Below are 26,590 nucleotides of genomic sequence, written 5' to 3'. Positions count from 1 at the left end.
TGCAGTGTTATTTTCTCCCTATAGCACTGAGCTTGCCTTTAACTGCACTCATAACCTCCAGAAAGTCTTCTCTCTTTATGAGCAGTACATCTCTCAAAGGTATATCAGTGTATTTCATGTAATAGTAAAGTGCAATGACAGTAAAGGCCGTATAGGATATGGATGTGGCAAAGGCTGCACCCACAATGCCCATTCTGGGAATAAAGCTTATGTTAAGTATTATGTTTATCACTGTGGCCGTACTGGAAGCTATTATATTCTTCTCTATATGTCCAAGTCCTGATATATAGTTAGCCAATACCTTTGAAACTGAAAAGATACATATGCCCGGTATCAGCCAGATCAAGGCTGTGGAGGACTCTCTAAAATCTGGCCCCATCAGGAAAACTATAATGGGTTCACTGATAAGCACCAGTATTATGCCTCCAACAGTCACTATAAACAGGGTTATTCTGGTCACTTTGCTTATAAAGAACTTCATACCCAGCTTATCTTTTGAGTTTGTTGTCATGGGATAAATCACCGTAGAAATACTTCCCGGTATCTGCCACATGGTTTCTCCCAGAGCCACCGCCACGGAGTAAATGCCCACAGCCCTAAGGTCCTGGAAGTAAGTGATCAGGAATATATCTGCCCTGTAGTTTAGCATGGATATTATATTGCCTAGTTGTCCCTTGATTCCAAACTTAAAAAAACTCAGATATAAATTGTTCTTTATTTTAGGCCTTGCCTTATATCTTATTCTAAGTACCCATATCAATATGGCTGAAATAACTACTATAGAAAAGAAATAGGAGGCAAGGGCTGCTTCTGCAGATTTAAAAAGCAGGATTGCCACCAGTAAAAATATAAAGGTAAGGACTTTGTCCAAGAGATTTATTTTGTTATATCTTCCGAAGTCCTGAAGAGCCAGGAGACTGTTCAGCATTCCGGACCTTAGCAGTCCCGCTGCCACGGCCAGAAACACCACTGGCAGTATATAACTGTCAAGTCCCTGAAAAATTTTAAAATCAAACCTCAGGTTAAGAGCATAGACTGCTGACAATGCTAAGATGCTGAAGGCTGACAAAGCCGCATTTATCCCAAGGGCAGAATTGAGGTTTTCGTTGTTTTTGCCGATATAATAAATACTGGCAGCTTCTACACCCACTCCGAATATGAGTATACCAAAGGATATTACGTTGTTTCCCACGCTCATGACACCTTTCCCAGCAGTTCCAAGGAGCCGGGCAGTGAGCAGGGTAGTTAAAATTGATATTGAGAAAATCACTATGTTAGTGCCGAGAGTCAAAAATGTTGACTTTAAAAACTTCATAATTAATTTCCAGAAACCTTTCTATTGTTATATTTTGCTGCTGTAACTACGCATAGGCCAAAGAAGATCCAGAAGGGTCCAAATCCCAGCACGGAACTTGGAGAAAATACAAGGCCTATAAGTAAAAATGCAGTAATAAATAAGGACTTATAGTATGGATAGCCTTCATCCCAGGTATCCTTTCTGACTGCCTTGTACAACAAGCATAATAAGGCAGCATAAAAGTATAGATAATAGGTGAATATAAGCACTCCAAAATCCCCCAGGACCTCAAACCAATGGGAGTGTACATTCACTTCTCCATAGGTGTTGCCCTGTTGTTTTATATAATCAAAGGTATTTCCGGGGCCAAAACCCAGATAATTTTTATCGTAAAATACTCCCTTTACTACATTATATATAAGGGTGTATCTTTGATTTTCCGAACCGCCCTCTCCTATTTTAGGCAGTTGATTCTGATACATCAATTCCTGTTCCAAGGTCTTGTTCCCGTACAACCATACATATACCAGTTTAACAGCCTTTATACTTTTTATCTTGCCATAGTAGCCTGAAACAAAGGGTGTAAAGGCTAAGAGTAAAAATACACACATGGATAAGGCAAGGATCCTGAAGCCTGCAAAGGTCTCCCTCTTCCTTCTCTCTATCATTGAAGCCACTAGGTAGGTCACAGGTAGTCCAACCCACATAATCCAATTTATTCTGCTGGCTGTAAATATAATCTGAACCTGAGTCAGTATAAAAACAGGTAAAAACCACTTTTTACTTATACCCAGAAAATTATAGAATCTGTCTGCAATTATATAGACCATATTCAGTACCAGATATACTGCATAGTTGTTTGGATTAAAGAAGAATACTTCCGGTGTATGCTTAAAGTGCTTATAGATGTCAAAATCTATGCCTAAGGCTGTATATTTATCTGCTAAGCCCAATCTAAAGCCAAGCATCTGTAAGGTTCCTGCTAACAAAATACCGATAAACACAGTATAGAGCAATTTAAAAGTACTGTTTCTTCTTTCCTTTTTTGAGTTCTCATAAACAATACAAAAAAATAGTGCAAAGGAGTATAGGTAAGCCACCATCATACTAAGTGTGTATTCTGTTCTATTGAAGAAAATTGCATACACGGAACTGCAAAAAAAGTATACCAGGAAGATCACAAGGAATAAGTAGAACTTATTTTTATGGACCCTTGTAATATTCTTCAGGTTTAAAATAAACTCTTTAGCAACTATAATCAAATAAATCAGTATGGCTGCATAGGCGAAATATGCACTATATCCCCTGGGTAACTGAATTACCAGGGAACTTCCCATCAAACTCAGCAGTATTACTGAATAATAGGTAAAGTCCCTATTGTCCTTAGAAAATCTGAAGGCAATTATAAATAAATACACTGCCGCAAAACCGTGAGCAAATATCTGGCCCGGTTCCCTGATAGCATTTATAATTACCAAAGCAATCATCAGCAAAAACACACCATACTTCTTTATTATATCCTTATTCATATCCATGCCCCTATCTATCTTTCAATACTTCTCTATATACGTTTTCTAAATTCTTAACAACCATGTGTCTCCCATAGTTATTGGCAGCATAGGCCCTGATATATGCTCTGTCATAGGTCCGGTAGTTGTCATATATGATTTTCATTCCCCGGGCTAAGGCACCTGCATCATCTTTTTCCACCAAAAGGCCCAGACCTTCCTTTACCACTTCCTCCGGTCCGCCGCATCTGGTGCATACCACAGGCAGGCCGCTGGCTAAGGCCTCTATTACCACCACGCCGAAGGTTTCGTACTGGCTGGCCAGAACAAAACACTGGCTTTCCCGCATAAGCCTGCTCACTTCACTTCTTGATAAGGCTCCCAGCAGAGTTACCCTATGCTCTAAATGTTTTTCAGCTATAAGGTCTTTTAAGTTTTGCAGCTCCGGCCCCTTGCCGCCTATAGCCAATTTAATATGAGGCTGGTCTTCAAAAGCTTGGGCAAAGGCCCGTATAACCAGGTCCATGCCCTTATTCTTGTTCAAGCCAGCTACAGAGCAGAACTGAAAACCTTCTGAAGCCTGCCCCCTATCTCCCTCTGCCGGATGAAACAGGCCTGTGTCTACCATATTGGGTATTACTCCTATTTTCCTGGCTGTGTAATGCTTTAAGCTGTCCGCAAAAAACTTACTTACTGCTAAGACTTCACCAGCCCTTTCAAAAGCTTTAACTGCATAGGCAGCCCTCCATTCTTCTATATTCCGCAAAACAAAGGCAGAAGAATGTTCAGTAACTACATAGGGTATATCATATTTTTGTGAAATCAAACAAGCCGCATAGCCTCCCCATAGGGCGCTGTGGGCATGAATTATATCCGGCATTCCAAACTTTTCTCCATAGATATCAAAGAGCTTTAAGGCCTGGGTTATCCAATACCTGCCTTCTCTCTCAGGAAGTTTGGGAAACTTATTCCACCCGTGCATTCTGATCACATTTATCCCATTTTCCTCATAGGTCCTTATCTGAAAGTGATTCTTGCGAAGTGCCTTTATGTTAAAGGATGAAATTGGTCTGATCTCGGGATATATTACCCCTGCTTTAATGCCAAGATCCAAAAGTGCTTCACTCTGCTCCTTAAAAAAGGAGCCTGTTATTTCATTCTCAGCTGTAGGGTACCAGGACGGAATTACTAGTACATGTAATGGTCCCATATTATTTCTCCTGTAAAGCCTCTGACATATCTAAGGTTGAAAAGTCTCCCAGGGGGAACTTCACCGGCTGTCCGGTGAGCCTTGACTTGTAGGCCGCAAGTATTATTGACATTCCCTTGCTGCCCTCTTCACCATTAATAAGGGGCTCTCTGTTGTTCCTGACTGCATCTATCATATCCTTAAACAGGGGGGTATGTCCATGTCCATACACAGAATCCGGGTCCCCTTCCTGGGCCTTTAAGATTTCTGCCTCACTGTCCAAATCATCCGCAAACCTCCAGGCTTCCATTCGGTTTACCGCCAGGCCGCCTATAGACACAGTTCCGGTTTCTCCGAAGATATCCAAGGTTTCCTTCAGGTTCTTAGGATACACGCAGGCCGTTCCTTCAACTATTCCTATGGCCCCGTTCTTAAATCTTATAATGATTGCGCCAAAGTCTTCCCCCTCAATATCTCTGATAAAGGTATCACACTGGGCGTAAACTGTGTCAACTTCGCCACCCAGCATCCATTGCAGCAAGTCTATATCATGGATACACTGGTTCATCAGGGTACCTCCGTCCAGCTTCCAGGTTCCCCTCCAAGGAGCCTGCTGATAGTAACCCATGTTTCTGTTCCACAATATTCTTGCGGTACCGCTGATGAGCTTACCGAACCTTCCGGCCTCCACAGCCTTTCTAAGCTGCTGGATGGGCTTGTTGAAGCGGTTTTGATGGCTCACGCAGAGCTTTACCTTGTTTTCCCTGGCACATTCTATCATTTCTGCAGCATCCTTTGTGGATAGGGCCATTGGCTTTTCCACAATAACATGCTTTCCCTTATTCATGCAGTAGATGGCTATTTCAGGATGGTAGCCGCTTTCTGTGGCTATGGTAACCACATCAATGTCTTCTCTGTCTAACATTTCTTTGTAGTCTGTATATACCCCTACTTTTACCTCTCCTGCCATGCTTTCAATGTATTCTTTCTGCTTAGCCAGGGCATTTGCTTCTATAATATCACATACTGCAGTAAGTACTGCTTCTTCTTTATTTTTAACCAAAGCCTCCACGTGCTTATAGGATATTCTTCCACAACCAATTATGGCAAATCTTAATTTACTCATCAGTACAACACCTTCCTCAAACAAATACTAGCAATTAGGCATACATTCACATGTATGCCTAACTCCCTTATAACTTATGAATTTTTTTTCTGTTAGTTTTAACTTCCTTTGTGGCATTTCTTGTATCATATACAATTTTTGCTCTTTCCACTATTGCTTCATAATTATAATCGCTATGGTCGGTGGTTATAATTACCATATCAGCATCAGCAATAGCCTCTTCCCAAGGCACAGAGAAATATTCCTTACCGCCGTGCCTGAACTTTGGAATATAAGGATCGTTTATTATAACCTCTGCCCCTCCTGCTTCCAGGTGCTCAATAACCTTCAGGGCTGGAGATTCTCTATAGTCATCTATATCCTTTTTATAGGCTACACCTAATAATAGCACCTTTGCTCCGTTCAGGGCTTTCTTTTCCACGTTCAGGAGCTTCATTGCATTATCCACCACGAACTCAGGCATGAAATCATTGATTTCCCCTGCTGTTTCTATGAGCCTTGTATGATAGTCATATTCTCTGGCCTTATAGGTCAGGTAGAAGGGATCCAGTGGTATACAATGGCCGCCAAGTCCCGGGCCCGGATAAAAGGCCATATAGCCATAGGGCTTTGTCTTAGCAGCATCAATAACTTCCCAGATGTCTATACCCATTCTCTTACAGAGAATAGCCATTTCATTTACAAGACCAATGTTGATATGTCTGAAGGTATTCTCCAAGATCTTCTCCATCTCAGCCACTGCCGGTGAGGATACCCTGTGAATGGTACCTTCCAGCACATTTTCATACATGGCAGCAGCAACCTCTGTACAATCCGGTGTAATACCGCCTACAATCTTTGGAGTATTCTTAGTTTTAAACTGCTTATTACCTGGGTCCACTCTTTCCGGTGAGAAGGCCAGGAAGAAGTCTTCTCCGCACTTTAAGCCGGACTCTTCCAAGATAGGCTTTACTATTTCCTCTGTAGTTCCCGGATAGGTGGTACTTTCCAGTACTACCAGCATGCCTTTATGTATATACTTTGCTATACTCTTTGTTGAATTCACCACATAAGATACATCCGGCTGTTTAAATTTATCCAGAGGAGTGGGTACAGCTATAGCAACCGCATCTACATCCTTAACAAAAGAGAAATCTGTTGTAGCTCTCAGTCTGCCTTCCTTAACCAGCTCTGCAAGCTCAGCGTCCACAACATCACCTATATAATTATGGCCTTCATTGACCATTTGAACCTTTTTATCCTGAACATCAAATCCAATTACCCTGTAACCGGCCTTAGCCTTTTCCACTGCCAAGGGTAAACCAACATAGCCTAAACCTACAACACCTATGGTTGCTGTTTTTCTCTTTATCTTATCCAAAAGTATTTCTTTAGCGGACATGATTGTACCTCCTAATTAATAACTCACAAACAGTTAAATTGTACCTCTACTTTTATACGACGTCAAACCTTTTTGTTGCTGATTTGACATATGGCAAAAATTAATCACGGAAGACACTGAATCCACGGAGGACGCAGAAGGATCCCATTTTTAATTCTTTCTCTTGTAGGTTGGGACTTTGGCTTCCATAAGCTTAAAGATGTCTTCCTTACTGCCTTTAACTACCTGGCTGAATTCCTCTATGGAGCTTTCGATGTAATTCATACTGTACTCCATGGGCTTTTCTACGAAGATTTTTTCGTGCTCTGTGCTGGTGAGGGCCACTTCACTCATAAGCAGTTCCTCATAGAGCTTTTCGCCCTTTCTCAGCCCTGTATACTCTATCTTTATATCTTCATCGGGCTTAAGGCCGGACAGGATGATGAGGTCCCGAGCCAGATCTGCAATTTTAACCGGCTGCCCCATATCCAAGACGAAAATCTCTCCCCCCCGGGCCATGGCTCCGGCCTGGATAACCAGCTGGGCCGCCTCCGGTATGGTCATGAAGAACCTGTTAATCTCAGGATGGGTTACGGTAACCGGACCACCTCTGGCAATTTGCTCCTTAAACAGCGGAATAACGCTGCCGTTACTGCCCAGCACGTTGCCAAACCTCACTGCAACGTATTCGGTGCCACTGACCTTGTCAAAGGCCTGCACCATTATTTCACAGAATCTCTTGGTGGCCCCCATGATATTTGTGGGGTTTACTGCCTTATCAGTACTTATCTGAACAAATTTCTTCACCCTATACCTGTCACAGCACTTTAACAGATTATAGGTACCGATAATATTATTTTTTACAGCTTCCGACGGATTATCCTCCATTAAGGGCACATGCTTGTGGGCCGCTGCATGAAAGACTACAGAAGGCCTATACTGCTGAAAAATAGCTTCCAGTCTCTCCCTCTCTCTTATGGAGGCTATGAGCACTTCTATTTTCATCTTTGGGTACTTATACATAAGTTCCATCTGCAGGTTGTAGGCGCCGTTTTCATAGATATCCAGTATCAAGAGCTTTTCAGGCTTAAACTGCACCAGCTGCCTGCACAGCTCCGAACCTATGGACCCACCGCCGCCGGTTACCAGGACAACGGAATTTTCCACATACTTTTTAATTACCTCGTTATTTAGCCTGACCTCTTCCCGGCCCAATAAGTCCTCTATATTCACATCTCTTAACTCTCTGATGTTGACCTTATTGTCTATGAGTTCATAGATGCCCGGCAGGGTCTTCAGCTTGCACTTTGTATTTTTACACCTGTTATAGATGTCCTTCTTTGTCTTCTGATCTGCAGAAGGTATTGCCACAATGATATCTTCAATCTTATATTTTCTGCATATATTTTCTATGTCCTCCCTGTTGCCCAGAACCTTAACTCCGCTGATGGTCTTGTTAAGCTTATTTACATCATCATCAATTAAGCCTGCTATTTGATAGTTCAGTTCCTTGTGGCTGAGAATTTCCTTGATGAGCATTACTGCCGCATCTCCTGCTCCGATGATGAGGAGCTTTCTCTTTCCGTCTTTGGCTATTCTCCTATCCCTGTTGAGAAAGATGCGGTACAAAAACCTGCTTCCTCCCAGGAGGGCTATACTTAACAGCCAGAAAATTATATGCACAGAAAAAGGAAACCTGTAATAACTTGCCTTCAGCAGTTTATAGTTTACAAAATAATTATAAACTATAAAACCTATATTGCTGGCAGTAGTGGAGTATATAACAGAGAGCAGTTCCTCTATGGAAGCATACCTCCAGATACTGTTATATAAGTTAAAAATCTTATTAAAGATTATGGTAAATATTATTACAGGCAGTATGGACCAAACTATAAGGTGTAAATATCCATGGTAATCCCGGTCAATACCAAAGTCAAAGCGCAGCAAAAATGAACCGAATAGTGATAATACAATAAGAACAGCATCACTATAAACAAATCTACTAATTTTTCTCATAACTTAATTCCCTCTAATCTATATCTTTATTTTGAGAGGTACTCCTTAATCCTATCTGTTACATACTGCTGTTGTTCCTCTGTCAGTTCCGGGAACATGGGCAGGGCAAGGCTCATCTCACAAGCCTTTTCTGAAACCGGCAAATCTCCAGCCTTATAGCCAAGGTCTTTATATACCTCCTGAAGGTGTACCGCCAAAGGATAGTACACTGCTGTAGATACTCCATTTTCATTCAGGTATTTTTCAAGGCCATTTCTGTCCTTTACTCTTATTACATATTGATGGAATACATGCTTGCACTCCGGAGCCTCATAGGGGGTGATGACCTCCAGCCCCTGCAGCAGGCTGTTATAATAGTGGGCGTTTTTTCTTCTAAGCTCTGTCCACTTATCCAGATATTTCAACTTCACTCTTAATATGGCTGCCTGAATTTCATCCAGTCTGCTGTTATGACCTATGATGGAGTGATGGTATTTCTTATTGCTGCCGTGAGCCCTCAGTAGTCTCAGCTTTGCAGCCAGCTCATCATCATTGGTGACAATCATGCCGCCGTCACCGTAGCAGCCCAGGTTTTTAGTCGGGAAGAAGGAATAGGTTCCGGCTATACCTATGGAGCCTGCTCTCTTACCCTTATACTCAGCGCCTATGGCCTGAGCTGAATCCTCTATAACATATAAATTATGCTTTTTTGCAATGGCCATAATTGGGTCCATATCAGCCATTTGTCCAAATATATGTACAGGTATTATAGCCTTGGTCTTTTCTGTGATAACTTTTTCTATACTTTCGGGGTCAATGTTTAAAGTCTTTTCATCTATATCAGCAAACACCGGTGTAGCCCCAACCACTGAGGTAGTTTCTGCAGAAGCAAAAAATGTAAAGGGCGTCGTGATAACTTCATCCCCTTCCTTTATGTCCAAGGCTTTTAAGGTCAGCATCAGGGCATCGGTTCCGTTAGCAACCGCAATGGCATGCTTAACCCCTGAAAACTGTGCAATTTCTTCTTCTAACTTCCTGACATTTGGTCCCATAATAAAATGACCGGCTTCTAAAACCTCTTTAATGGCCTTGTCAATTTCATCCTGCAACATATGATACTGTGTAGTCAAATCCAGCAGATCAACCTTCATATTAACATCTCCTTAAGAAATCTGATGTAGTAACTTTTACATTGCCATCATCAGCTATTATTGACGTAAATATTATACTGTAAACAGATTTATTTGTCCAATGCTATAGGCTAAATAGCTACGCTCCTTATTCAGTAAAGATACATAAAAAAGAAAGAAATTCAGCCCACAGACTGAATTTCCACCTTAATTACTCATTACTCATTCATCATTACTCATTAGGAAAAATTATTTAGTAATTTTTTCTACAGTTTTTCTCGGCACCACACTGTCTCCACCCAGCAGGAACTTATGGTTCATATATTCCTTAACATATCTTAATTCATCTACTACATTCTGAGGCATATTAGGCTCTGCCAGGATTACCGGTGCAATGGCTAGGCCAGCCAAAGCTGATCCTGCCAGGCCATCCGGGAAGTTCTGGCCAGTGGCAAAGAAGGTATAGGTAAAGCTCAACTCATCAGCAAACTCTGCCAATACATTCAGGTTTGTTTCATATCTGTTGGCTCCCTCAATTCTCTTCTCCCAAGTGGTTGTCAATTGTCCGGGGGCAAGGGCTACTGCACCGTAACCGCCAATTGTATATACCTTACTGATCTTAGTTTCTGCAAAGAACTGCTTTGCTGCATCAGGAAGCTTTGTCTTTTCTGTCAAAATAATCGGCATCTGTTTTGCCGCTGCAATTGGAGCTATAGACAAGGCATCCGGGAAGTTAGCTCCGGTAGTTAAAAATACAGTTGTATCACTGTTTACATCCAACTCCCTGGCAATAGCTATGGAAGTCTCATATCTATCTTTACCGCTTAATCTTTTAACGCCTATGCCCTTAGCCTTCAGGGTATTCTCAATCTGTTGAGAAACCGCACCGATCCCCCCTACGATGAATACATTTTTAACGCCCAGCCTATTAAGTTCTGCTTCTAGGTCCGGGGCTAAGGCAGCAGACTTAACCAGCAGGATTGGAGCAGAATATTTTGCTGCCAGTGGTGCTGCACTCAGGGCATCCGGAAAATTAGCTCCCGTTGCAAGTACTGCGTAATCGGAATTATCCGGCCAGCCCTTTTGTGAGATTTTTATGCTGGTCTCATAACGGTCTGCACCCCCAAGAACTGTGTATTCTTTATCTGTTGTAAACTTAGCAGCATAGTCTGCTTCTAAAAAATTTCCCTGAGAATCAACTATTGCATCCTTTGGCATATTAATTGTATAAGCAGTTGTATACTGTAAATTTGAACTGCTTTGATAGAAAACAGCTTCCTTACCTTCTATTAAATAATCCAGGGGGATGGTTTGTCCACTTCCATTTTTCAAAGTTACCTGTGCAATTCCTGGACCGGCACTGACCTCACGGTCAAACTCAAAATATACAGGTGTACTTACAGGAACCTCAGTATAAGTATCTTCAGGAAAAGCTGTAACAATCTTTACCGTATTAGTCTCAGTTTCAGCCTCTGCATAGACACTTGGGCTTTCAATGGTAAACAGCTGTATCAGAAGTAAGGCAAATAATAATATTGAAATTTTTCTTTTCATTATTCATTCCTCCATTCGTACACCATTCACAATCTCATCTAACCTACAATAAGTATTTTAAACTCTATAATTTATTACTGTTGCTTAGTTATAATCTCAAGCAAATCAGCACTGGAAATTACTCCGTCACCACCGATGAAGTTAACCTTTGATATCTTATCAAACTTGCTGCTTACGAAACTCTTTGCCATCTGCATCTTGCTGCTGTTGGTTAAGACTATGGGTGACTTGGTCAATGCCGCCAGGGCAGAACCGGAAAGTGCATCCGGGAAGTTATCACCAGTGGCCACATATAATAAACTGCAGCTGAAATCACCATCAAAGCGCTGTAATACGGCATGGTTTGTCTCATAGCGGTCGCTGCCGGAGATTCTTTCCGCATTGGGCAGGGAGTTTTTAACCGCATCTGACACAACCCCTGTTCCCCCAATGACATAGGTCTTGCTTATGTTCCTGGAATCAATGAATTTTGCTACGGAATCTGGCAGCTTTTCTGTGGTGGTCAGCAAAATTGGCATGCCTTCGCTGGCTGCATAGGGTGCTATGGACAAGGCATCTGGGAAAGAACTTCCTGTAGCCACTACTATTTTATCGAAGTTACCCAGGTGTTTTGCAATCTCTATGGAAGTCTCATACCTGTTCTGGCCTCCCAGTCTTATTACGGTATAGCCCTTTTCCCTGAGATATATGACAATATCGCTGGAGATTACTCCCGTGCCCCCTATGACAAAGATATTTTTTACAGACAATCTCTTTAGCTCATTTTCTATGTCCGCTGAAAGTTTTTTCCCATCGGTCAGTAGTATAGGTGCATTGTACTTCTTTGCCAGGGGTGCTGCACTTAAGGCGTCAGGAAAATTCGCCCCTGTGGCCAATATTACAGTATCAGAGGTTCCTGTCCAACCTGTCTGAGACAGCTTCAGGGAGGTGCTGTACCTATTGTCCCCCGCGATTCTGACATAGTCCTTGGTAACAGCAGGTACTAAATTTGCCGGATCCAGTTTTAAATCATTAGAAGCTACAATATTTCCATCCTCATCCTTTGCATAAACCCTCACCGTCACCTTTGAACTTAAAACAGCATCGGTGTAGGACCAGCTCCCTTTTGAGTAAGTTCCAATAACAGCATCTCTGCCCCTGGAGTCAGTAGTAGTCCTTATAGGTGCGTAGATTCCTGGCGCTTCCGGATAATTCATATTATCTTCAAAATATACTACAGTGTATTCCATATCCTCAGTGGTATCATCCACGCTCTTTGTCCAGGATAGGGTTGCGCTTGTCTTAGTTCCAAAGACAGTATTTATTTTCTCCACCTTTGATAAGGTTAATACCGGCGCAGAAGGCGGTACTTTATTTACCGGCTTAACTCCGGAGAGGTTTGTCCAGTATGAATAAAGACCACTTACCTGCCAGGCCAGGGGCAGATAATAGTTTTCCTGGGGCCAGAAATTAAACATGGAGCTGGAATAATAATAATTCTCCTGCCTGCTTTCAACCTTATCTCTCACATCATAAAACTGATAACTTACCTTGGCCGTTGGGCTTCCAAAGAGCTGTTTGTAATCCTCCGCCGCTATTTCTCCCGGCTCCCATTCATGATAGCCGGAAGAGATGGGGCCATAGGAACCAAGGTTTCTTAACTTGTAGAAGCCGCTGGAGGAGCTGCTGGGGGTCTTTCCTTCTTTGTTCAGCAGATGATAATAGGTAAAATGATGTCCATATTCATGGGACAGGACTGAAGCCAGGCTTTCAAAGGATATTTCATCAACGCCGAAGATTTCAATTTTCCTCCCCGGGGACAGCTTATTGGTACTTGTCCACTGACCATACCACATGCCAGCAGTGCCTCTCCCCCTGGGATAATCCGGTATCAGATCAATATAAGACAGATAAGAAATCTCGGGTCCTATGGTGTTTTTCATTAGTTCGTCGTATACTGCCTTAAGCTTTGCTGTATCCTTATAGGCAGTGGAATAACTCCTGATAGTAACTCCAGCAGCCCCTTTGTAGGAATTTAGGGGCGCAGCAGTACTATAATGTACAATCTGGTTTTCCGGAAGCTTGTCCAAAATAACAGGGGACTCTATGGTGGTGCAGCTTTCCACATAAACCTGGTCTGAGGCCAGCACCATGTTGCCGCTGTCAAAGCCCATTGTCTTAGGCGCCATTGTCAGCAAAGCCAAAATTGTAATAATTGCAGCAGTCCTTTTAGGTCTTATCAACGCTATAACCACCTTTCTTTTCATTAGTTATATTAATATTATACAAAATCTTAACTTTCCACAACTAAAAAATATATTATTTTAGATATAAAAAAGATGCAGGATTGGGTCTGCTAATCCTGCACTTCATTCTTTATAGCTCTTAAGCTGTCAATTTGGTTCTTGGTACAGACAAAGATCACTTCATCGCTTTCCACCACCAGCATATTTTCAACCCCTGCCATGACAATGGGCTTACCGCTGGACACCACCAGGTTACCTTTACAGTCGAGAGCTTTAACCTGACCCTTCAGTACATTGCCCTGGGGGTCCTTGGGGCTGTGCCGTTCTACGGCAAACCAGCTGCCCACATCATCCCAGCCAAAGTCACCGGGAATCACATATATACTTTGGGCTTTTTCCATTATGCCATAGTCCACAGAGATATTGTCAACTAAGGGATACTTTTGGAAACAGTCCCTTATAAAATTTTCTCTTGAGGATGTATCTATGGCTGTCAGTATGTCATAGGTGTTACTTAAATATCTCTTGGTGAGGTTTAGTATGTTCTCCACACTCCAGATAAACATACCTCCGTTCCACAGGTAATTCCCTTCCTTAATATATGCCTCTGCCACAGCCTTTGATGGCTTTTCTACAAAGGCTTCTACGGGAAGCACCTTAAAGGACTCCATATCAACCGCTGCGTCACTTTTTTCAGTTTCCTCAGCATATTCCTTATTAAACCTGATATAGCCATAACCGGTTTCCGGCCTGTCCGGAGAAATTCCTATAGTAACAATGGCCTCAGGATTTCCATTGACAAAATGCTCAGCCCTTTCAATAATACCCAAAAACGTCTTATCATCTTTAATTAAATGATCAGAAGGCAGCACTGCTATCACAGCATCCTTATAGATCTCATTTATGTACAGAGCTGACAGGGTTATACAGGGGGCTGTATTCCTTCCCACTGGCTCCACTATAATATTCTGCTCTGGCAAGTCCGGCAGCTGGTCTAAGACTAAGTCCTTATATATCTCTCCGGTAACTACAAATATCCTTTCAATAGGAATAAGCTTTTTCAACCTATCCACTGTCATCTGAATCATAGTTTTTTCACCCAGCAGGTTTAAAAACTGCTTGGGCCTCTGATCTGTAGACAAAGGCCAGAACCTTTCGCCTTTTCCACCAGCCATTATTAAAGCACACAGCATAGTTTCCTAACTCCTCTCGCTAGCTTCCTTTTTTAGCAAATACCTCGTTCCATACTATTATATCATAAAAAACCACTGTGAACATGCCACAGCGGTTTTTCCTTTTCTGTTCTATATGTATTTTCTTCAATAAATCTGAAAATTATTTACCATTTTCCCCTTGCTGGGTAACAGCTTTTACTATGGGCTTGTAGGCATTGACATAGACCAGCTGTGTAGCAAAGGCTGTGGGATGATTTATGCCGTTGCCGGAACTATGCCAGTTGGTATAGCCTAACATATAGGACTCTTGATAGATCTGGGACATCTGCACCGGCTTTTCATATTTCAAGGATATATCAGCAATATTATCCCTATTTTGCTTGAAGCTTACATAGCCATTTCGCAGATTCCTGTACATTATGAACTTTTCATTATTAATGGTTATGGCTGCCCCATCCAGCTTAATGGTGTTCACATCTTTAGCCTCAACACTTACGAATTCTATAAGGGGTGCCTGCTGTACATTGTCTATGCTATACAGGGAAATAATATTTCTGCCGTTTTTCTCATATAACTTAAATAAAAGGCCCCCATCAGTGTCACTGCCTCTAAGGACAATATCCGTACTGTTATCAAAATCGGCATATTCCCTCAGGCTTACCTGCAGTTCCCCGTTATAGAAGCTGGTTGCTGAGATGTCGCTGATTCCATACGCTTCCCTTTCCGTATAAGTTGACTCGTCTACTCCCTTTAACAATATTGTCCAAAGTCTGTTGGCATCTATTAAGGGAATATTGTTCAGCTTTGCATATTCTCTGGTAGCACGGGCAATCTGCATGGTATACTCGTTGTTTTGCTTATAAAGGGTCTTGTCCATAGTTGGCGTAATAGTTGAAACCAAAACCACATCTGTGTTTGGTGAATTGACCTTAACATAATCCATAATGTTATCGATGTTCTTGATAAAACTATAGGAGGATAGGTTATTGGTTACATCATTCATGCCAAAGGCAAGGATGAGCAAGTCCGGTTTATATTCCACAACATGGTCCTTCCAAGTCTTCCCCACTGTTGCCCAAGACCTCCAGAAGTTAACTACTGCATTGGTTTCGGGATTTAAGGCTTTAAACTGGGAGCTGGAAGCTAAAAATGCATTTCTGGCCCCTAAGGAGAAATTTTTATGTTCTACCGTTATACCCGGGAGACTGTTCTGTATTTCTTTTATAAAGAGTTCTGCGTAGGATTCAGCCTTCTCTATGTCGCTTCCCTCCGTAATACTGTCTCCCCAGAAGGCAATCTTAAGTTTCTTTTTATCTTTTACACTGTTTTGTACATTAGGTAAGGAGTATGTAGTTTCACTTATTTCTTTTATAGCCTTATGGTAGAGTAATAAGTTTGTTTGATTTTTCAAGCTATCAGCCCAGTTTCTGATTTCCCTGCCGGAGGAGGTACTCATCTCATCCAGCAGGGCCTTTGTTTCATTTATTTCCTCTTCGTTAAAGTTTTCTGCATTGTTATTGTACATGGCAATGGCCTTTTGCATTAAGCCCTTCTGTAAGAGCTGGACTTCGTCCTCCAGTTCCTTAGCATAGTCCTTATAAATAGTTGCCTCCAGCTTATCTGCCGCTTCTCTTGCAGCATCAATTGACTTTTGGCTTTGATTTTCCCTGGCTGCTTTCACAGCCACATAGGCCTTCATGTATATTTCCTCCGGGGAAAGGTCTGACCTAGTCTCAGCGGCTTGTACCGAAAAGCCGGTGAATAAATTGACCATCATAAATATTAAGAGCATTAAAAAAGCTGTGTTTCTGGCTCTGACTCTCATTATTTAGTCACCTCCTGAATTATTGTGTACATCATACATATCTCAATACCTATATGTATTATACCAAATGAAAGAAATTTTTTAAACAAAATGGTAATTGCCCTAACACCTCCTCTTTGGTTTTGGTATCAGCAGTTGTCAGCCTATAGTACCTGCTGTAAAGGATACCCCATATATAAGACGTATTGGGGCACCTTAAAGTTACCACTTTGGTAAAATATATCTGCATTATTGTAAACAATGGTTATTAATGTATAATATAACAATGAAGCTTTTTAGAATGAAAGGTGTTTGTCATGAATAGTAAAAGAAAGAAAATTAAGTCTTCTTAGAGCCTTGTCTTTTCTTCGTCTGGCCTGCTTGTAGGTTAGACCATTTTTGACCGCATAGGTTGTAAGGGGAAGTTTCCTGTAGTATACATTGACAATCAGGGACTTTTCATCCTCAGGGAGGTCTGCAATGGCCTTTCTTAAGCTACTTATTTCTTCTCTTGCCACTAATAGCTTTTCCGGTTCTTCCCCGCCCTCTACATAGTCAATGAATTCTTCCGCTGCATTTTCCTCCGGCATGAGGCTGATATTTAGGCTGAGTTCATCTTTATACTTTGAATTCTTCACCAATGTGTGTACAATATAATTTTTTATGGCCTTGGTGGCATATTTTGTGAAGGTGTTAGACCCTGTTTTATATTTTGCCACAGCATTCATGACGGCAATATAACCGATCTGTATCAGGTCATGCAAATCATAATTTTTTATGTAAAACCTTCTTGCAGTTTTAATTATAAAGGGTTTATAGTGTTCCATGAGCTTTAAGAGTTCAGCTTGATCTCCATTTTTAGCCCTTATTACAGCTGCTTCAATTTCATAGTGATCCATATAGTGATTCATTTTACATCCTCCTTTACTTGTCCATTTTTCTTATTTGCTTTTGTTCATTCTCATATGTTATTACTGTTGGCTGTAGTATATAAATCCCTTTAGAATGATATTTCTCATAGTATTCTTTTGCTCTGTATTCAGATTTATTAAATGTACTTCCATATCGTCGTCGGACAGGTCTATTAGTATTCCCTGCCTTATAACTTGTTTCCCTCCGTTGTTGTCTATTACTTCCGCCCTGCAATAGAATTCATCATGTTCTTGTATGACCATACTCCCACCCCCATATATTTTTGTTGCTTTATAAGCAACTTTCTATATATAATATTATTGCTTTAAAAGCAACTTGTCAATACAATATTTAACATTTGTTTCTCTTTAAGCAATTTTAGTATCTTTTAACGCAATTTTTATATTATCATATAGCTAGGAGGTGATTTTATGACAACATTCGGCACAAGATTCAAACAACTTCGTATGGAAAGAAAGCTTACTCAGGAAAAATTGGCTGAAATGTTTTATCTCAACAAGAGTTCTATATCAAGATACGAAAATGATATACAGATTCCTGAAATGCCTGCCTTAGAGGCCTTTGCTGAATTCTTTGACGTATCTGTAGATTATCTGCTGGGTAAAACTGATGTTAGAAAGCTTGATGAGCTGAAAATTCCTCCGGGTTTTCTGAGGGTTGCAAAGGAAGCCCAGAAAAACGGTCTTACACCGGAAGATGTGAAATTTGCTATTGACTGGCTGATAAAAGCCCGTCAAAGAGATGAGGAGGCTCAGAAGAGACGTGATAAATAGATGAGTATAAAGGGGTATAATAGACGCACTTGGCTATATATGAGGATTGGTCAAAAACTAAAGGAACTTGGGATAACCTATAGGGATTATCCGCTGAATTCTATTGAACTGTTAAAGTCTAAGTTTCCGGATGTCATACTTGAAATAACAGTATTCCCCAGTATAAATATGGGTGGAATTTTTTACAGGGGTAAAGAATGTAGTGGAATTGCCCTTAATGCCCTCCGGTCTGAAAAAGGACGGAATTTTGACTGCATGCATGAAATGATCCACTATTGGTATCATCCCAATAGTGAAGCAATTTGCTTTGACAGCAGCTTTATCAAGCAAAACCCTGGCATTGAGTGGGAGGCCAACGAGGGTGCAGCCTATGCCTTGATGCCTCCAAAATTATTTGCCAAGAAGTATTTCGAGTTTCATGGGGATGTAAGGGCCCTTTCTGATTTTTTCTTTGTGGGTGAGATGGCTGTAAAATACCGCATTGAAAACCTAGGCCTGCCAAAGTTGGAGAGACCCAGGATTATAACACCTGCCAGGCAGGAGAACAAATTTACACTGCTGCGGAAGGATCCAAGGCGTACCCTGAATGAAAAAGCCAGATATTGTCCTGTTTGCAGGCGCCTTGATATAAACCCCGCAGAAAGCTATTGTAAGTTTTGCGGAGAAGAGGTTTTGGCTCCGGTGCTGGGTTACTACGGTATCAACTATAGGGCCGGAGTGCCACTGGGGTATAGGAATAAGGCTCTTATCTGTCCAGGGTGCGGCAACGGAAATATAGGCTCCTCTGATCACTGCTGCAGTATATGCGGTGCCTACCTATATCAGGAGTGCACTGACCCTAGGTGTGATTACAGTCCTGACAGCAATGCCCGGTATTGTTCAAGATGCGGACAAGTTACTACATTCTTTAGGGACAAGTATCTTATGAGCTGGGAAGAGGAAGCAGAATTGTACATAGCAGACCATAGTAAGTCCATGTGAGAAGTCCATGTGAGAAGCATCTGTAGATTTGTGTGTACAAATTTACAGATGTTTCTCTTTATTCTCTTTAGCTATGGTCAAAAGCTCCTTATCTATCAAGGAGAGCCAGCTGTAAGCTCCTTGTCTCCTCCACTGTCGGTGAAGTACCAGGTGGCAATGGGTATGCCTATAAAGGGTTCATCGTCATCATCAAAATAGGTCCCATCCACAAGCTCTGCTGCATTTTCTTCTATGACTTCTTCCTTGCGTTTCCTCTTCCGCCCTTTTGATTTCGGTTTTGTTGGAGTATCTGCAAAACCGGTAAATATCATATCTTCAGTTTCTTTACTCTCCACCGGTACAGCTTGTACAGTCTCTTGTGGCTCTTTTACTTGCACCGGAGTTACAGCAGATGTAGCTTGTACATCAAGCTTTGCTTCTTCTCTTATAGGCTCTGTCTTTATTTTATCTGCAGTCATTATGCCATTAAAGAGCTCCTCTACCGGATACTGTCTATGTATACAAATTTCATAAAGGAGCTTTAAGAACTCTTTGTCCTTCACATCTTTGAGTTCCTTATTTATGGCACCTATGGTCTTTTTGTTGGCTTTAAAATTATGTTTAAACCAGTTTACGATCATGATTTCCTTAGTTGTCTTTGATATGATCAGCTTTCCATAACTTTCAAAGGTCTTGAGATGTGTTTCTATTACCTCAGGAGCTAAGCCAGTCTCAAGCTCTGCTAATTTAATACTGAACTTGTATATTCCACAGAGGTTTGTCATGGTATTGGTGATAAGATACATATAAAAGTACCTTTCCTCCGGCTGTAACCCCAGGACAAATTCATTCTGCCAAAACTTTTCCTGTATTTGTTTTTGTTGACTCATTATAATTCCTCCTCAAAATAACTTTATTTTATGAGACTTAATATGCGATTTGAGGAGAAATTGCCTTGTTTTTTGAAAATTTTTTGATTTATTTTTTCCTGTGAAGGTTTAATATAAGGCAGTGGGTTGAATAAGCTGCCTGAAATTGGTCCATAATGTATAATGATAAGTTTTCCAGTTTTATTCTGTCTTTCACTTATTGTATTAATATTGTATAATGTATATAATAATGGTTTTCCAAGAACAAATTATAAGAAGGTGAATTCTATGAAATCCAAAATTATTGCAGTGGTACTTACATTGTTTGTGGGCTGTTCCATAATAGTCATGAACCGTCATTACAATAATAAAATTGTACAAGCAACAAATGAAGTGGAAGCTGCAAAGGTTTTAGATAAGAAGGAAGAAAAAGTCCTAAGCAAGGTTGAAGATGCTGCTGAGGAGGATTCAAATACACAAACAGAAGTGGACACAGAGGATAAAGAAAACTCAGAAGCTGAGGATAGTCAGACTGCCAATGAGGATGTACATACAGGAGTAAATAACACCACAGTAAATACAAATACAGGTTCTGGTGCTGCAGCAAAGGGGGATAATGCGTCAAATAATACTAATAACGGAAATAATAGTACGAATAATAGTGCTGGAAATTCAGCTGCCAATAATCAAGCGGCAGTTACTCCTAATAATACTAATACTCCTTCAGCCGGAGGAAATACCGGTAGCGGTAATACTGACAATACATCAGACCAAGCGGGCAGCAGCGAAACAAGCAGCAATACCGGTAATGGTACAAATGGCAACAGCGCCGACGTTCCAGCGGATACACCGGCAGATAACGGCGGTAATGCAGAGATTCCTGAAAACAATAATCCTGCTGCGGAAACCCCTGAAACTGAGGAGGAACAGGTAGATAAGGGTGAGGAGAACGGTACTGCTCCTACGGAAACAGAGAATAATAATTCCAGCAGTTAGTTGGCAACAGCCATCTTACTGCTGGATTTCACTTTACTTTTATCAGTAAATTTATACCATTTTATCTTCCAGATTAAATTCTTTTTCCACAGTTTTTAAGGCATGATAAATTACATGATGCATATCATAATACTTATAATCTGCCAGCCTGCCCCCGAAAATTATGTTTTCTTCTTTTTCAGCCAGCTGTTTGTATTGCTTATATAATTCATTATTTTTCTCGTCATTTATTGGATAATATGGCTCATCTCCTGGTACCCATTCAGCAGGATATTCCCTGGTTATAACAGTTTTTTCTTGAGTTCCAAACTCAAAATGCTTATGCTCTATTATACGAGTAAAAGGTGTTTCTCTGTCTGTATAGTTTACTACTGCATTTCCCTGATAATTATCCATATCCAATATTTCATGTTCAAATCGTAAGCTTCTGTATTCCAATCTGCCGAATTTATAGTTATAAAATTCATCTATCATTCCTGTAAAAACGATCTTATTAGCCAGTCCTTCTAATTCCTCTCTATTCTTAAAAAAATCGGTATTTAGTCTTACTTCTATACCTTCAAGCATATTTTCTACTATAACATTGTAGCCACCTTCAGGTATTCCCTGATATCTGTCGTTAAAATAGTTATTATCATAAGTAAATCTAACTGGCAGTCTGGTAATTATAAAAGCCGGCAGCTCCTTGGCACTTCTTCCCCATTGCTTTTCTGTATACCCTTGGATGAGCTTTTGATAAATATCTGTACCCACTAATGAAATTGCCTGTTCTTCTAAATTTTTCGGTTCAGATATACCAGCTTCTCTTCTCTGTTCTTCAATTTTATTTTTCGCTTCTTCAGGAGTAAACACTCCCCAAAGCTTATTAAATGTATTCATATTGAAGGGTAAATTATATATTTCACCCTTATAATTTGCTATAGGTGAATTTGTGTATCTATTAAACTCAGCGAATCTATTAACATATTCCCAAATTCTTTTGTTACTGGTATGAAATATATGGGCACCATACTTATGTACATTAATACCTTCAATATTCTCGCAATAAACGTTGCCGCCAATATGATTTCTACGGTCTATCACCAGGCATTTCTTTCCTAACCTAGTTGCCTCATAAGCAAAGACTGAGCCGAATAAGCCAGCGCCGACGATTAAATAATCGTATTTTTTTAACATTATAAATCTCTTCTTTCTATTATAGTTTATTATTTTCGTATTATTTACGAAATTAATTTAAAATGAAAATGTATTTTGTAAGTGAAACTTTTAGCTTTCTGCGCAGAATTTTACAAGCACCCATGTTTACAAATATGTTAATTTGTGGTTCAGTGTTGTATTCTGTAACTTTATCCCTTAAAAAGCAGGAGATAACTATGGTGTATTATTCTATCAATGATCCCACTAGTAAGCCTTCGTCATAGAAAATGCTGTTCCATCTTCCAAATTCAGGATTAGTATTATGATTGTACTCCTACATTCATTATAATCCCAAATGACTTGGAATAGAAGCTGTGCTCCCTCATAAAAAAATCCCCTAACGGGGACTCTCAATAGAGTGGCTAACGCCACTCTATTGCTTTTCAATGTCACCGGTAAAATAAAAGTCTGCATTACAACGAGGGCATACCAAAATAGGCATTCCCAAATCTTCACATTTAGAGTCTTCCACAAGAATCTCATCCATGTATGCAATCTCATCTACCACAAAGGCTGGGGCCCACTCTTCGAAACCGCACTTGCGGCATTGATATTTGTACACAATTTCTTTCTCTATTGGATTGAGTTCGTAATAATATTCGTCTATTGGATCCATCTGGTTTATCCTCCTTATAGGTTGATTCCCTTATATCATATATCAAACCATAGTCATCATGCCAGATTTTCCATAATTCCATTTCTTTTTTACACTTTCTGCATTCTAATGGATTTCTATCAAAAGTCTCTATTATTCTCTGCTTCCACCTCTTTTTTTCTTGTTTCTTTTTTCTATTTAGAATATCTGAAATCTTTAACTGTTTAACAAACTTATACAAGTGTATTATTTCTTTAGCCAAAGCATTTTTCTTCCTTGAATATAGACCATACCTTCTAACGCACTTAAAGCCTTTTTTATGAATTTGTTGTACCAGCTTTCCAATGAACGTTAATACATCCAATGTAACTTTTATATGTTCACCGGTATCATGGTCTTCGTACCAAAAGGTTACATTCTCACCATCATAGCTTTCAATTCTATACTCTGCTATCGCAGCTCTTGCAAGATATCTCCCTATGTATTTAGTGGCTTTTTTCATATCTGTAAGGGCTCTGTCTGCATTAACATAAAAACCATCTTTATATACCCTGTACAAGGTACTAATTAATTTTCTAGTTTTATAATCCTTAAAATATTTCTTTATGATATCTAAAACAATTTTTTGCCAAGACTTCCTTAGGTATTCATATGGTATATATTCTACCGGCTTCCACCAGCTATATTTATTGTTAATAGCCCCTTCCGTAACAAGTGCATGCACATGAGGATTCCATTTTAAGTCTCGTCCAAAAGTATGAATTACCGCTATTACACCCACCTCATAACTCTTGCCCTTATGTTTTTTGTACCAATAGTCAATTACTTGATAGACTCCGTCCATCAGGTCTTTAAGCATCTCTCTTCTTTTATAAAAATAATTTCTAAGTTCCTCAGGTATAGTAAATACGCTATGTCTATGTACTACATTTAGCATATTCTCTTGCTGCTTTTCTACCCATTTCAGCGTGTATAGCCTTCCACATTTCACACAGAACTTACTTTTACAAGTGAACCCTACTTTAATACTCTCTCCACAATTGAAACACATGTACTCAGCGTAACCTTTATTAATTTCTCCACAATGAAGAGATTTTTCAACGACATTAAAGATATGCTCTCGCATATCTTTAGGCAATCTATATGATAACTTATCTTTGAATTCATACCATTTATGTTCCAGAATCATTTTTATGGTTATCTTATTCATAGCAATCACCTAGATAAATACAGATACACTTAAATAATCGAAGTTATCCACAATTTCTTAAATACATAATTTCCTATAGAGTAAAATAGTCCCCACCTATTATTCAGATGGGGACTCTGCTATACTTGTTTTGATTTACAGTATTTAGGTAAGGTAGATGACCAAGGCAATAAAGAATCTAAAACTTCAGAATCATTTATATCAACATTTGGAAACTGCTCAAATAAGTATTTTAAGTATTCAAAAGGATTAAGATCATTTTCCTTTGCAGTTTCAATAATACTATAAGTAACTGCACTTGCCTTTGCTCCCTGCGGAGTATTGGCGAACAGCCAATTTTTTCTCCCAATGACAAATGGCTTTATTGCCCTTTCGGCGCGGTTATTGCTAAGTTCCAGCCTGCCATCTTTGAGTATACTCATCAGTTTATCCTTCTGATTGAATGAGTAATTGACAGCTTTCCCGTAACTTGATTTGGGTAGTGCAAGAGCGTGTTCCTTTTCAATCCATGAGAAATAAGCCTCTAGCATTGGTTTAAGTTTGCTAAGGCGTTCATCATACCGGTCTTCAGATGACAAACTTGATAGTTCTTCCTCAAGCTTAAACATTTCATCAATATATTTGACTCCTTGATAAGCAGAGGTATACATGTAGCTTTCTTTATCAGTCACTGCCTTTAAGGTATCAGTGAAATACCTCCTTGCATGTGCGAAGCACGCTACGAGAGTAACTTCCATGGCACCGCCGGCTTTGGAATCTTTCAAAAGTTTGTCATAACCGTCATAGGCATCAACATGAAGATAACCCTTAAATCCATTTAAGAAGGTTTTGGCATTATCTCCTGCCCTTGATGGCTGATAATCGTATAGAACAATAGGCTCATGCCCATTGCCTGTACGGTACATCCACATATAAGACCTTGTTGTGGCCTCACGGCCCGGCTCATTGAGAACTTCTAGTTCTGTTTCGTCCGCATGAGCTACATCATAGTCCGTAAGGTATTTACGTAGACGCAGGTACAAAGGATTCAGCCAATCTTGTGCAGCCCGAATAATCCAGTTAGCCATGTTTTGACGGTTAACTGGTAAACCACGCCGCTTGTATTCTTGTTCCTGCCTATAAAGAGGAGTAGCATCTACATATTTCCTAGTCATGATATATGCTATTATAGAAGGGGATGCTATACTTCCCTTAATGACAGGCTTAGGGGTTGGCGCCGAAATCATTGGGACAGTTATATCTTCCTTTTCACATTTCCGACAGGAATAAATCATGCTGTGGATTTCTTTTACGATAATTTGTGCCGGGATGACCTCCAGCTCTCTGCGGATTTCGGAACGCACCTCATGGAGTTGACCGCCACATTGAGAACAAACCTGTTCTTCAGCTGAGAGCTTATATTCAACTATTTGCTTAGGAAGATCTGAAAGATCTTTTTCACGTTTTCCTTTAAGCTTTTTAGCCTTGGATGAAGATTGTTGTTGCTTTGCACAATCATCTAAATTAGGCTCAGCAGTAAAAGGCTGTCGCTCACTTTCAGCCTCGTTAAATATTGGCATGTTAATCTGACCATCTATATTCTTTTCACTGGATTTACCAAATAGTCTCTGCTTGTTGAGCTTGTATTGCTCTTCATACCATTTTAGTCTAAGCTCAGCCTGCTCCTTTTCAATGCTGAGTTTTATGAAGGCATCCTCTAGCTCTTTACGACTGTAATTCTCTAAGTTAAATGATTTTACTTCTGTTTTACTCATACTTATATTATACACTTTTCATACAAAATTATCAAGAAAAAAAGTCGTAAAAAGCTAGTGTTTTCAACGGTTTTAGAAGTTTTAAAGAGTTGGAAATTATCCACTTTTTGATTGAATTTTTTAGGGTTATCCACAAAAAATCAAATGATTTTTCTCTGCATAATATCACGATGTACTCCCTTTTGGTTAATATCCAGTCCATCTAAAAGCCAGCGGAGCTCCCGCTCCGTTACATGTATAACTTTGTCTTTAGAATTATTAGGCCACTTAAAGCGACCTTTTTCCAAACGGCGATAGTAAAGCCAGAATCCATTCCGCTCCCAATAGAGCAACTTGAGTTTGTCGCGTTTAGCGTTGCAGAATACAAAAAGTGCATCAGAGAATGGATCTAACTTAAAATTCATCTGAACGATGATGGCGAGACCGTCAATAGATTTTCTCATATCAGTACTTCCAGCAGCCAAAAATACATTAGAAGTCTGCTTTAGGTTTAACATAAAGTTAATAGGGATTGGACAACATCTGCAAAGAGTTCTTTATCGAAGTCTTGCGAAACTGAAATTTCAGCCTTACCGACTTTTACAGTAATAGATGTTGTTGTTATAGATAAATTTGTTTTTACTGAAACCCACTGCTGTCTTGGTTCTTCTTTAAACTCTGCTTTGTTGAATTTGTTAATCCAATAGCGTAATTTGTGTATACTCAATTGTTTTTGCTGACACCATACCGGCCCGGTAAGGCCGCTAGATCTATAATCAGCAATGAGCTGCTGCCAATCTTCCATATTTAATTTTGTCAATAAAAACACCTCCGGAATTTTATTCTAGAGGTATTATCTCACAAGATTTATATTCATAAAATGTGTGGACAGTTTGACGCTTACGTATATTTAAGAGTGTAACCATAAAAGAACAAGGATATAACTCTGCATTATCAGTTT

23 protein-coding genes are annotated in these 26,590 nt (G+C 40.0%); 3 read left to right on the top strand and 20 right to left on the bottom strand.

What is annotated here, in order from left to right:
• Positions 1-7: 7 nt before the first annotated feature.
• From FHY60_RS04390 to FHY60_RS04330, 13 genes are all read right to left on the bottom strand, one after another.
• Entirely contained in the window at positions 8-1,315 is a 1,308-nt protein-coding gene (locus FHY60_RS04390; protein ID WP_139903792.1) for an oligosaccharide flippase family protein, read from the bottom strand.
• A gap of 2 nt (positions 1,316-1,317) precedes the next feature.
• A complete protein-coding gene (locus tag FHY60_RS04385) occupies positions 1,318-2,826 on the bottom strand; it encodes an O-antigen ligase family protein (protein WP_163215994.1) in 1,509 nt (502 codons plus the stop codon).
• 10 nt (positions 2,827-2,836) lie between these two features.
• The gene (locus tag FHY60_RS04380) at positions 2,837-4,015 is read right to left on the bottom strand and encodes a glycosyltransferase family 4 protein (protein ID WP_139903788.1); all 1,179 of its coding nucleotides are present in this window, start codon (positions 4,013-4,015) and stop codon (positions 2,837-2,839) included.
• Between the two features lies 1 nt (position 4,016).
• Complete coding sequence (locus FHY60_RS04375; RefSeq protein WP_139903787.1) at positions 4,017-5,120, bottom strand: Gfo/Idh/MocA family protein; 1,104 nt, start codon at positions 5,118-5,120, stop codon at positions 4,017-4,019.
• A gap of 67 nt (positions 5,121-5,187) precedes the next feature.
• Positions 5,188-6,501 (bottom strand): nucleotide sugar dehydrogenase, encoded by a 1,314-nt coding sequence (locus FHY60_RS04370; RefSeq protein WP_163215997.1) that lies wholly within the window; start codon positions 6,499-6,501, stop codon positions 5,188-5,190.
• 150 nt (positions 6,502-6,651) lie between these two features.
• Positions 6,652-8,496 carry a polysaccharide biosynthesis protein gene (locus FHY60_RS04365; RefSeq protein WP_139903783.1) on the bottom strand — a complete coding sequence of 615 codons (1,845 nt, stop codon included), beginning with the start codon at positions 8,494-8,496 and terminating at the stop codon, positions 6,652-6,654.
• A gap of 26 nt (positions 8,497-8,522) precedes the next feature.
• A complete protein-coding gene (locus tag FHY60_RS04360) occupies positions 8,523-9,626 on the bottom strand; it encodes a DegT/DnrJ/EryC1/StrS family aminotransferase (protein ID WP_139903781.1) in 1,104 nt (367 codons plus the stop codon).
• Between the two features lie 228 nt (positions 9,627-9,854).
• Positions 9,855-11,159 carry a cell wall-binding repeat-containing protein gene (locus FHY60_RS04355; protein ID WP_139903779.1) on the bottom strand — a complete coding sequence of 435 codons (1,305 nt, stop codon included), beginning with the start codon at positions 11,157-11,159 and terminating at the stop codon, positions 9,855-9,857.
• 74 nt (positions 11,160-11,233) lie between these two features.
• Positions 11,234-13,405 (bottom strand): cell wall-binding repeat-containing protein, encoded by a 2,172-nt coding sequence (locus FHY60_RS04350; RefSeq protein WP_139903778.1) that lies wholly within the window; start codon positions 13,403-13,405, stop codon positions 11,234-11,236.
• A gap of 89 nt (positions 13,406-13,494) precedes the next feature.
• Positions 13,495-14,577, bottom strand: a complete 1,083-nt coding sequence (locus FHY60_RS04345) for a mannose-1-phosphate guanylyltransferase (protein WP_139903776.1) — start codon at positions 14,575-14,577, stop codon at positions 13,495-13,497.
• A 142-nt stretch (positions 14,578-14,719) separates the two neighbouring features.
• The gene (locus FHY60_RS04340) at positions 14,720-16,384 is read right to left on the bottom strand and encodes an SGNH/GDSL hydrolase family protein (protein ID WP_139903774.1); all 1,665 of its coding nucleotides are present in this window, start codon (positions 16,382-16,384) and stop codon (positions 14,720-14,722) included.
• Positions 16,385-16,659: 275 nt separating this feature from the next.
• Positions 16,660-17,274 carry a sigma-70 family RNA polymerase sigma factor gene (locus FHY60_RS04335; protein ID WP_139903772.1) on the bottom strand — a complete coding sequence of 205 codons (615 nt, stop codon included), beginning with the start codon at positions 17,272-17,274 and terminating at the stop codon, positions 16,660-16,662.
• 60 nt (positions 17,275-17,334) lie between these two features.
• Complete coding sequence (locus FHY60_RS04330; RefSeq protein ID WP_139903770.1) at positions 17,335-17,538, bottom strand: hypothetical protein; 204 nt, start codon at positions 17,536-17,538, stop codon at positions 17,335-17,337.
• 168 nt (positions 17,539-17,706) lie between these two features.
• Between FHY60_RS04330 and FHY60_RS04325 the strand changes: the two genes are divergently transcribed.
• Together FHY60_RS04325 and FHY60_RS04320 are read left to right on the top strand one after the other, a co-directional pair.
• Complete coding sequence (locus FHY60_RS04325) at positions 17,707-18,069, top strand: helix-turn-helix domain-containing protein (protein WP_139903768.1); 363 nt, start codon at positions 17,707-17,709, stop codon at positions 18,067-18,069.
• Between the two features lie 39 nt (positions 18,070-18,108).
• The gene (locus tag FHY60_RS04320; RefSeq protein ID WP_180375469.1) at positions 18,109-19,050 is read left to right on the top strand and encodes an ImmA/IrrE family metallo-endopeptidase; all 942 of its coding nucleotides are present in this window, start codon (positions 18,109-18,111) and stop codon (positions 19,048-19,050) included.
• Between the two features lie 95 nt (positions 19,051-19,145).
• Here the strand turns inward: FHY60_RS04320 and FHY60_RS04315 are convergent, their stop codons facing one another.
• Positions 19,146-19,919 (bottom strand): hypothetical protein, encoded by a 774-nt coding sequence (locus FHY60_RS04315; RefSeq protein WP_139903765.1) that lies wholly within the window; start codon positions 19,917-19,919, stop codon positions 19,146-19,148.
• A 267-nt stretch (positions 19,920-20,186) separates the two neighbouring features.
• Here FHY60_RS04315 and FHY60_RS04310 point away from each other — a divergent pair, with 267 nt between their 5' ends.
• A complete protein-coding gene (locus FHY60_RS04310) occupies positions 20,187-20,894 on the top strand; it encodes a hypothetical protein (RefSeq protein WP_139903763.1) in 708 nt (235 codons plus the stop codon).
• Between the two features lie 51 nt (positions 20,895-20,945).
• On the opposite strand, the gene glf is transcribed toward FHY60_RS04310, so the two are convergent.
• The 6 genes from glf to tnpA all read right to left on the bottom strand — a co-directional run bounded on the left by glf (position 20,946) and on the right by tnpA (position 26,449).
• Positions 20,946-22,070, bottom strand: coding sequence for a UDP-galactopyranose mutase (gene glf, locus FHY60_RS04305; protein ID WP_139903761.1), 1,125 nt, complete (start codon positions 22,068-22,070; stop codon positions 20,946-20,948).
• 394 nt (positions 22,071-22,464) lie between these two features.
• The gene (locus FHY60_RS18440) at positions 22,465-22,599 is read right to left on the bottom strand and encodes a hypothetical protein (protein ID WP_279230445.1); all 135 of its coding nucleotides are present in this window, start codon (positions 22,597-22,599) and stop codon (positions 22,465-22,467) included.
• Positions 22,589-23,896: an IS91 family transposase gene (locus FHY60_RS04300; RefSeq protein WP_139903760.1), complete on the bottom strand. Its 1,308-nt coding sequence runs from the start codon at positions 23,894-23,896 to the stop codon at positions 22,589-22,591. The genes FHY60_RS18440 and FHY60_RS04300 overlap by 11 nt, the downstream gene beginning before the upstream one ends.
• Positions 23,897-24,015: 119 nt before the next feature.
• The gene (tnpC, locus tag FHY60_RS04295; RefSeq protein WP_139902287.1) at positions 24,016-25,650 is read right to left on the bottom strand and encodes an IS66 family transposase; all 1,635 of its coding nucleotides are present in this window, start codon (positions 25,648-25,650) and stop codon (positions 24,016-24,018) included.
• Positions 25,651-25,790: 140 nt separating this feature from the next.
• Positions 25,791-26,147: an IS66 family insertion sequence element accessory protein TnpB gene (gene tnpB / locus FHY60_RS04290; RefSeq protein ID WP_139902289.1), complete on the bottom strand. Its 357-nt coding sequence runs from the start codon at positions 26,145-26,147 to the stop codon at positions 25,791-25,793.
• Positions 26,141-26,449 (bottom strand): IS66 family insertion sequence element accessory protein TnpA, encoded by a 309-nt coding sequence (gene tnpA, locus FHY60_RS04285; protein ID WP_139902291.1) that lies wholly within the window; start codon positions 26,447-26,449, stop codon positions 26,141-26,143. The genes tnpB and tnpA overlap by 7 nt, the downstream gene beginning before the upstream one ends.
• Between the last annotated feature and the right edge of the window lie 141 nt (positions 26,450-26,590).

The organism is Clostridium thermarum, assembly GCF_006351925.1.
Taxonomy (GTDB): Bacteria; Bacillota; Clostridia; order Clostridiales; family Clostridiaceae; genus Clostridium_AU; species Clostridium_AU thermarum.
Note: the sequence above shows the minus strand (reverse complement) of the source record. Positions and strands in the feature narration are given on the sequence as shown.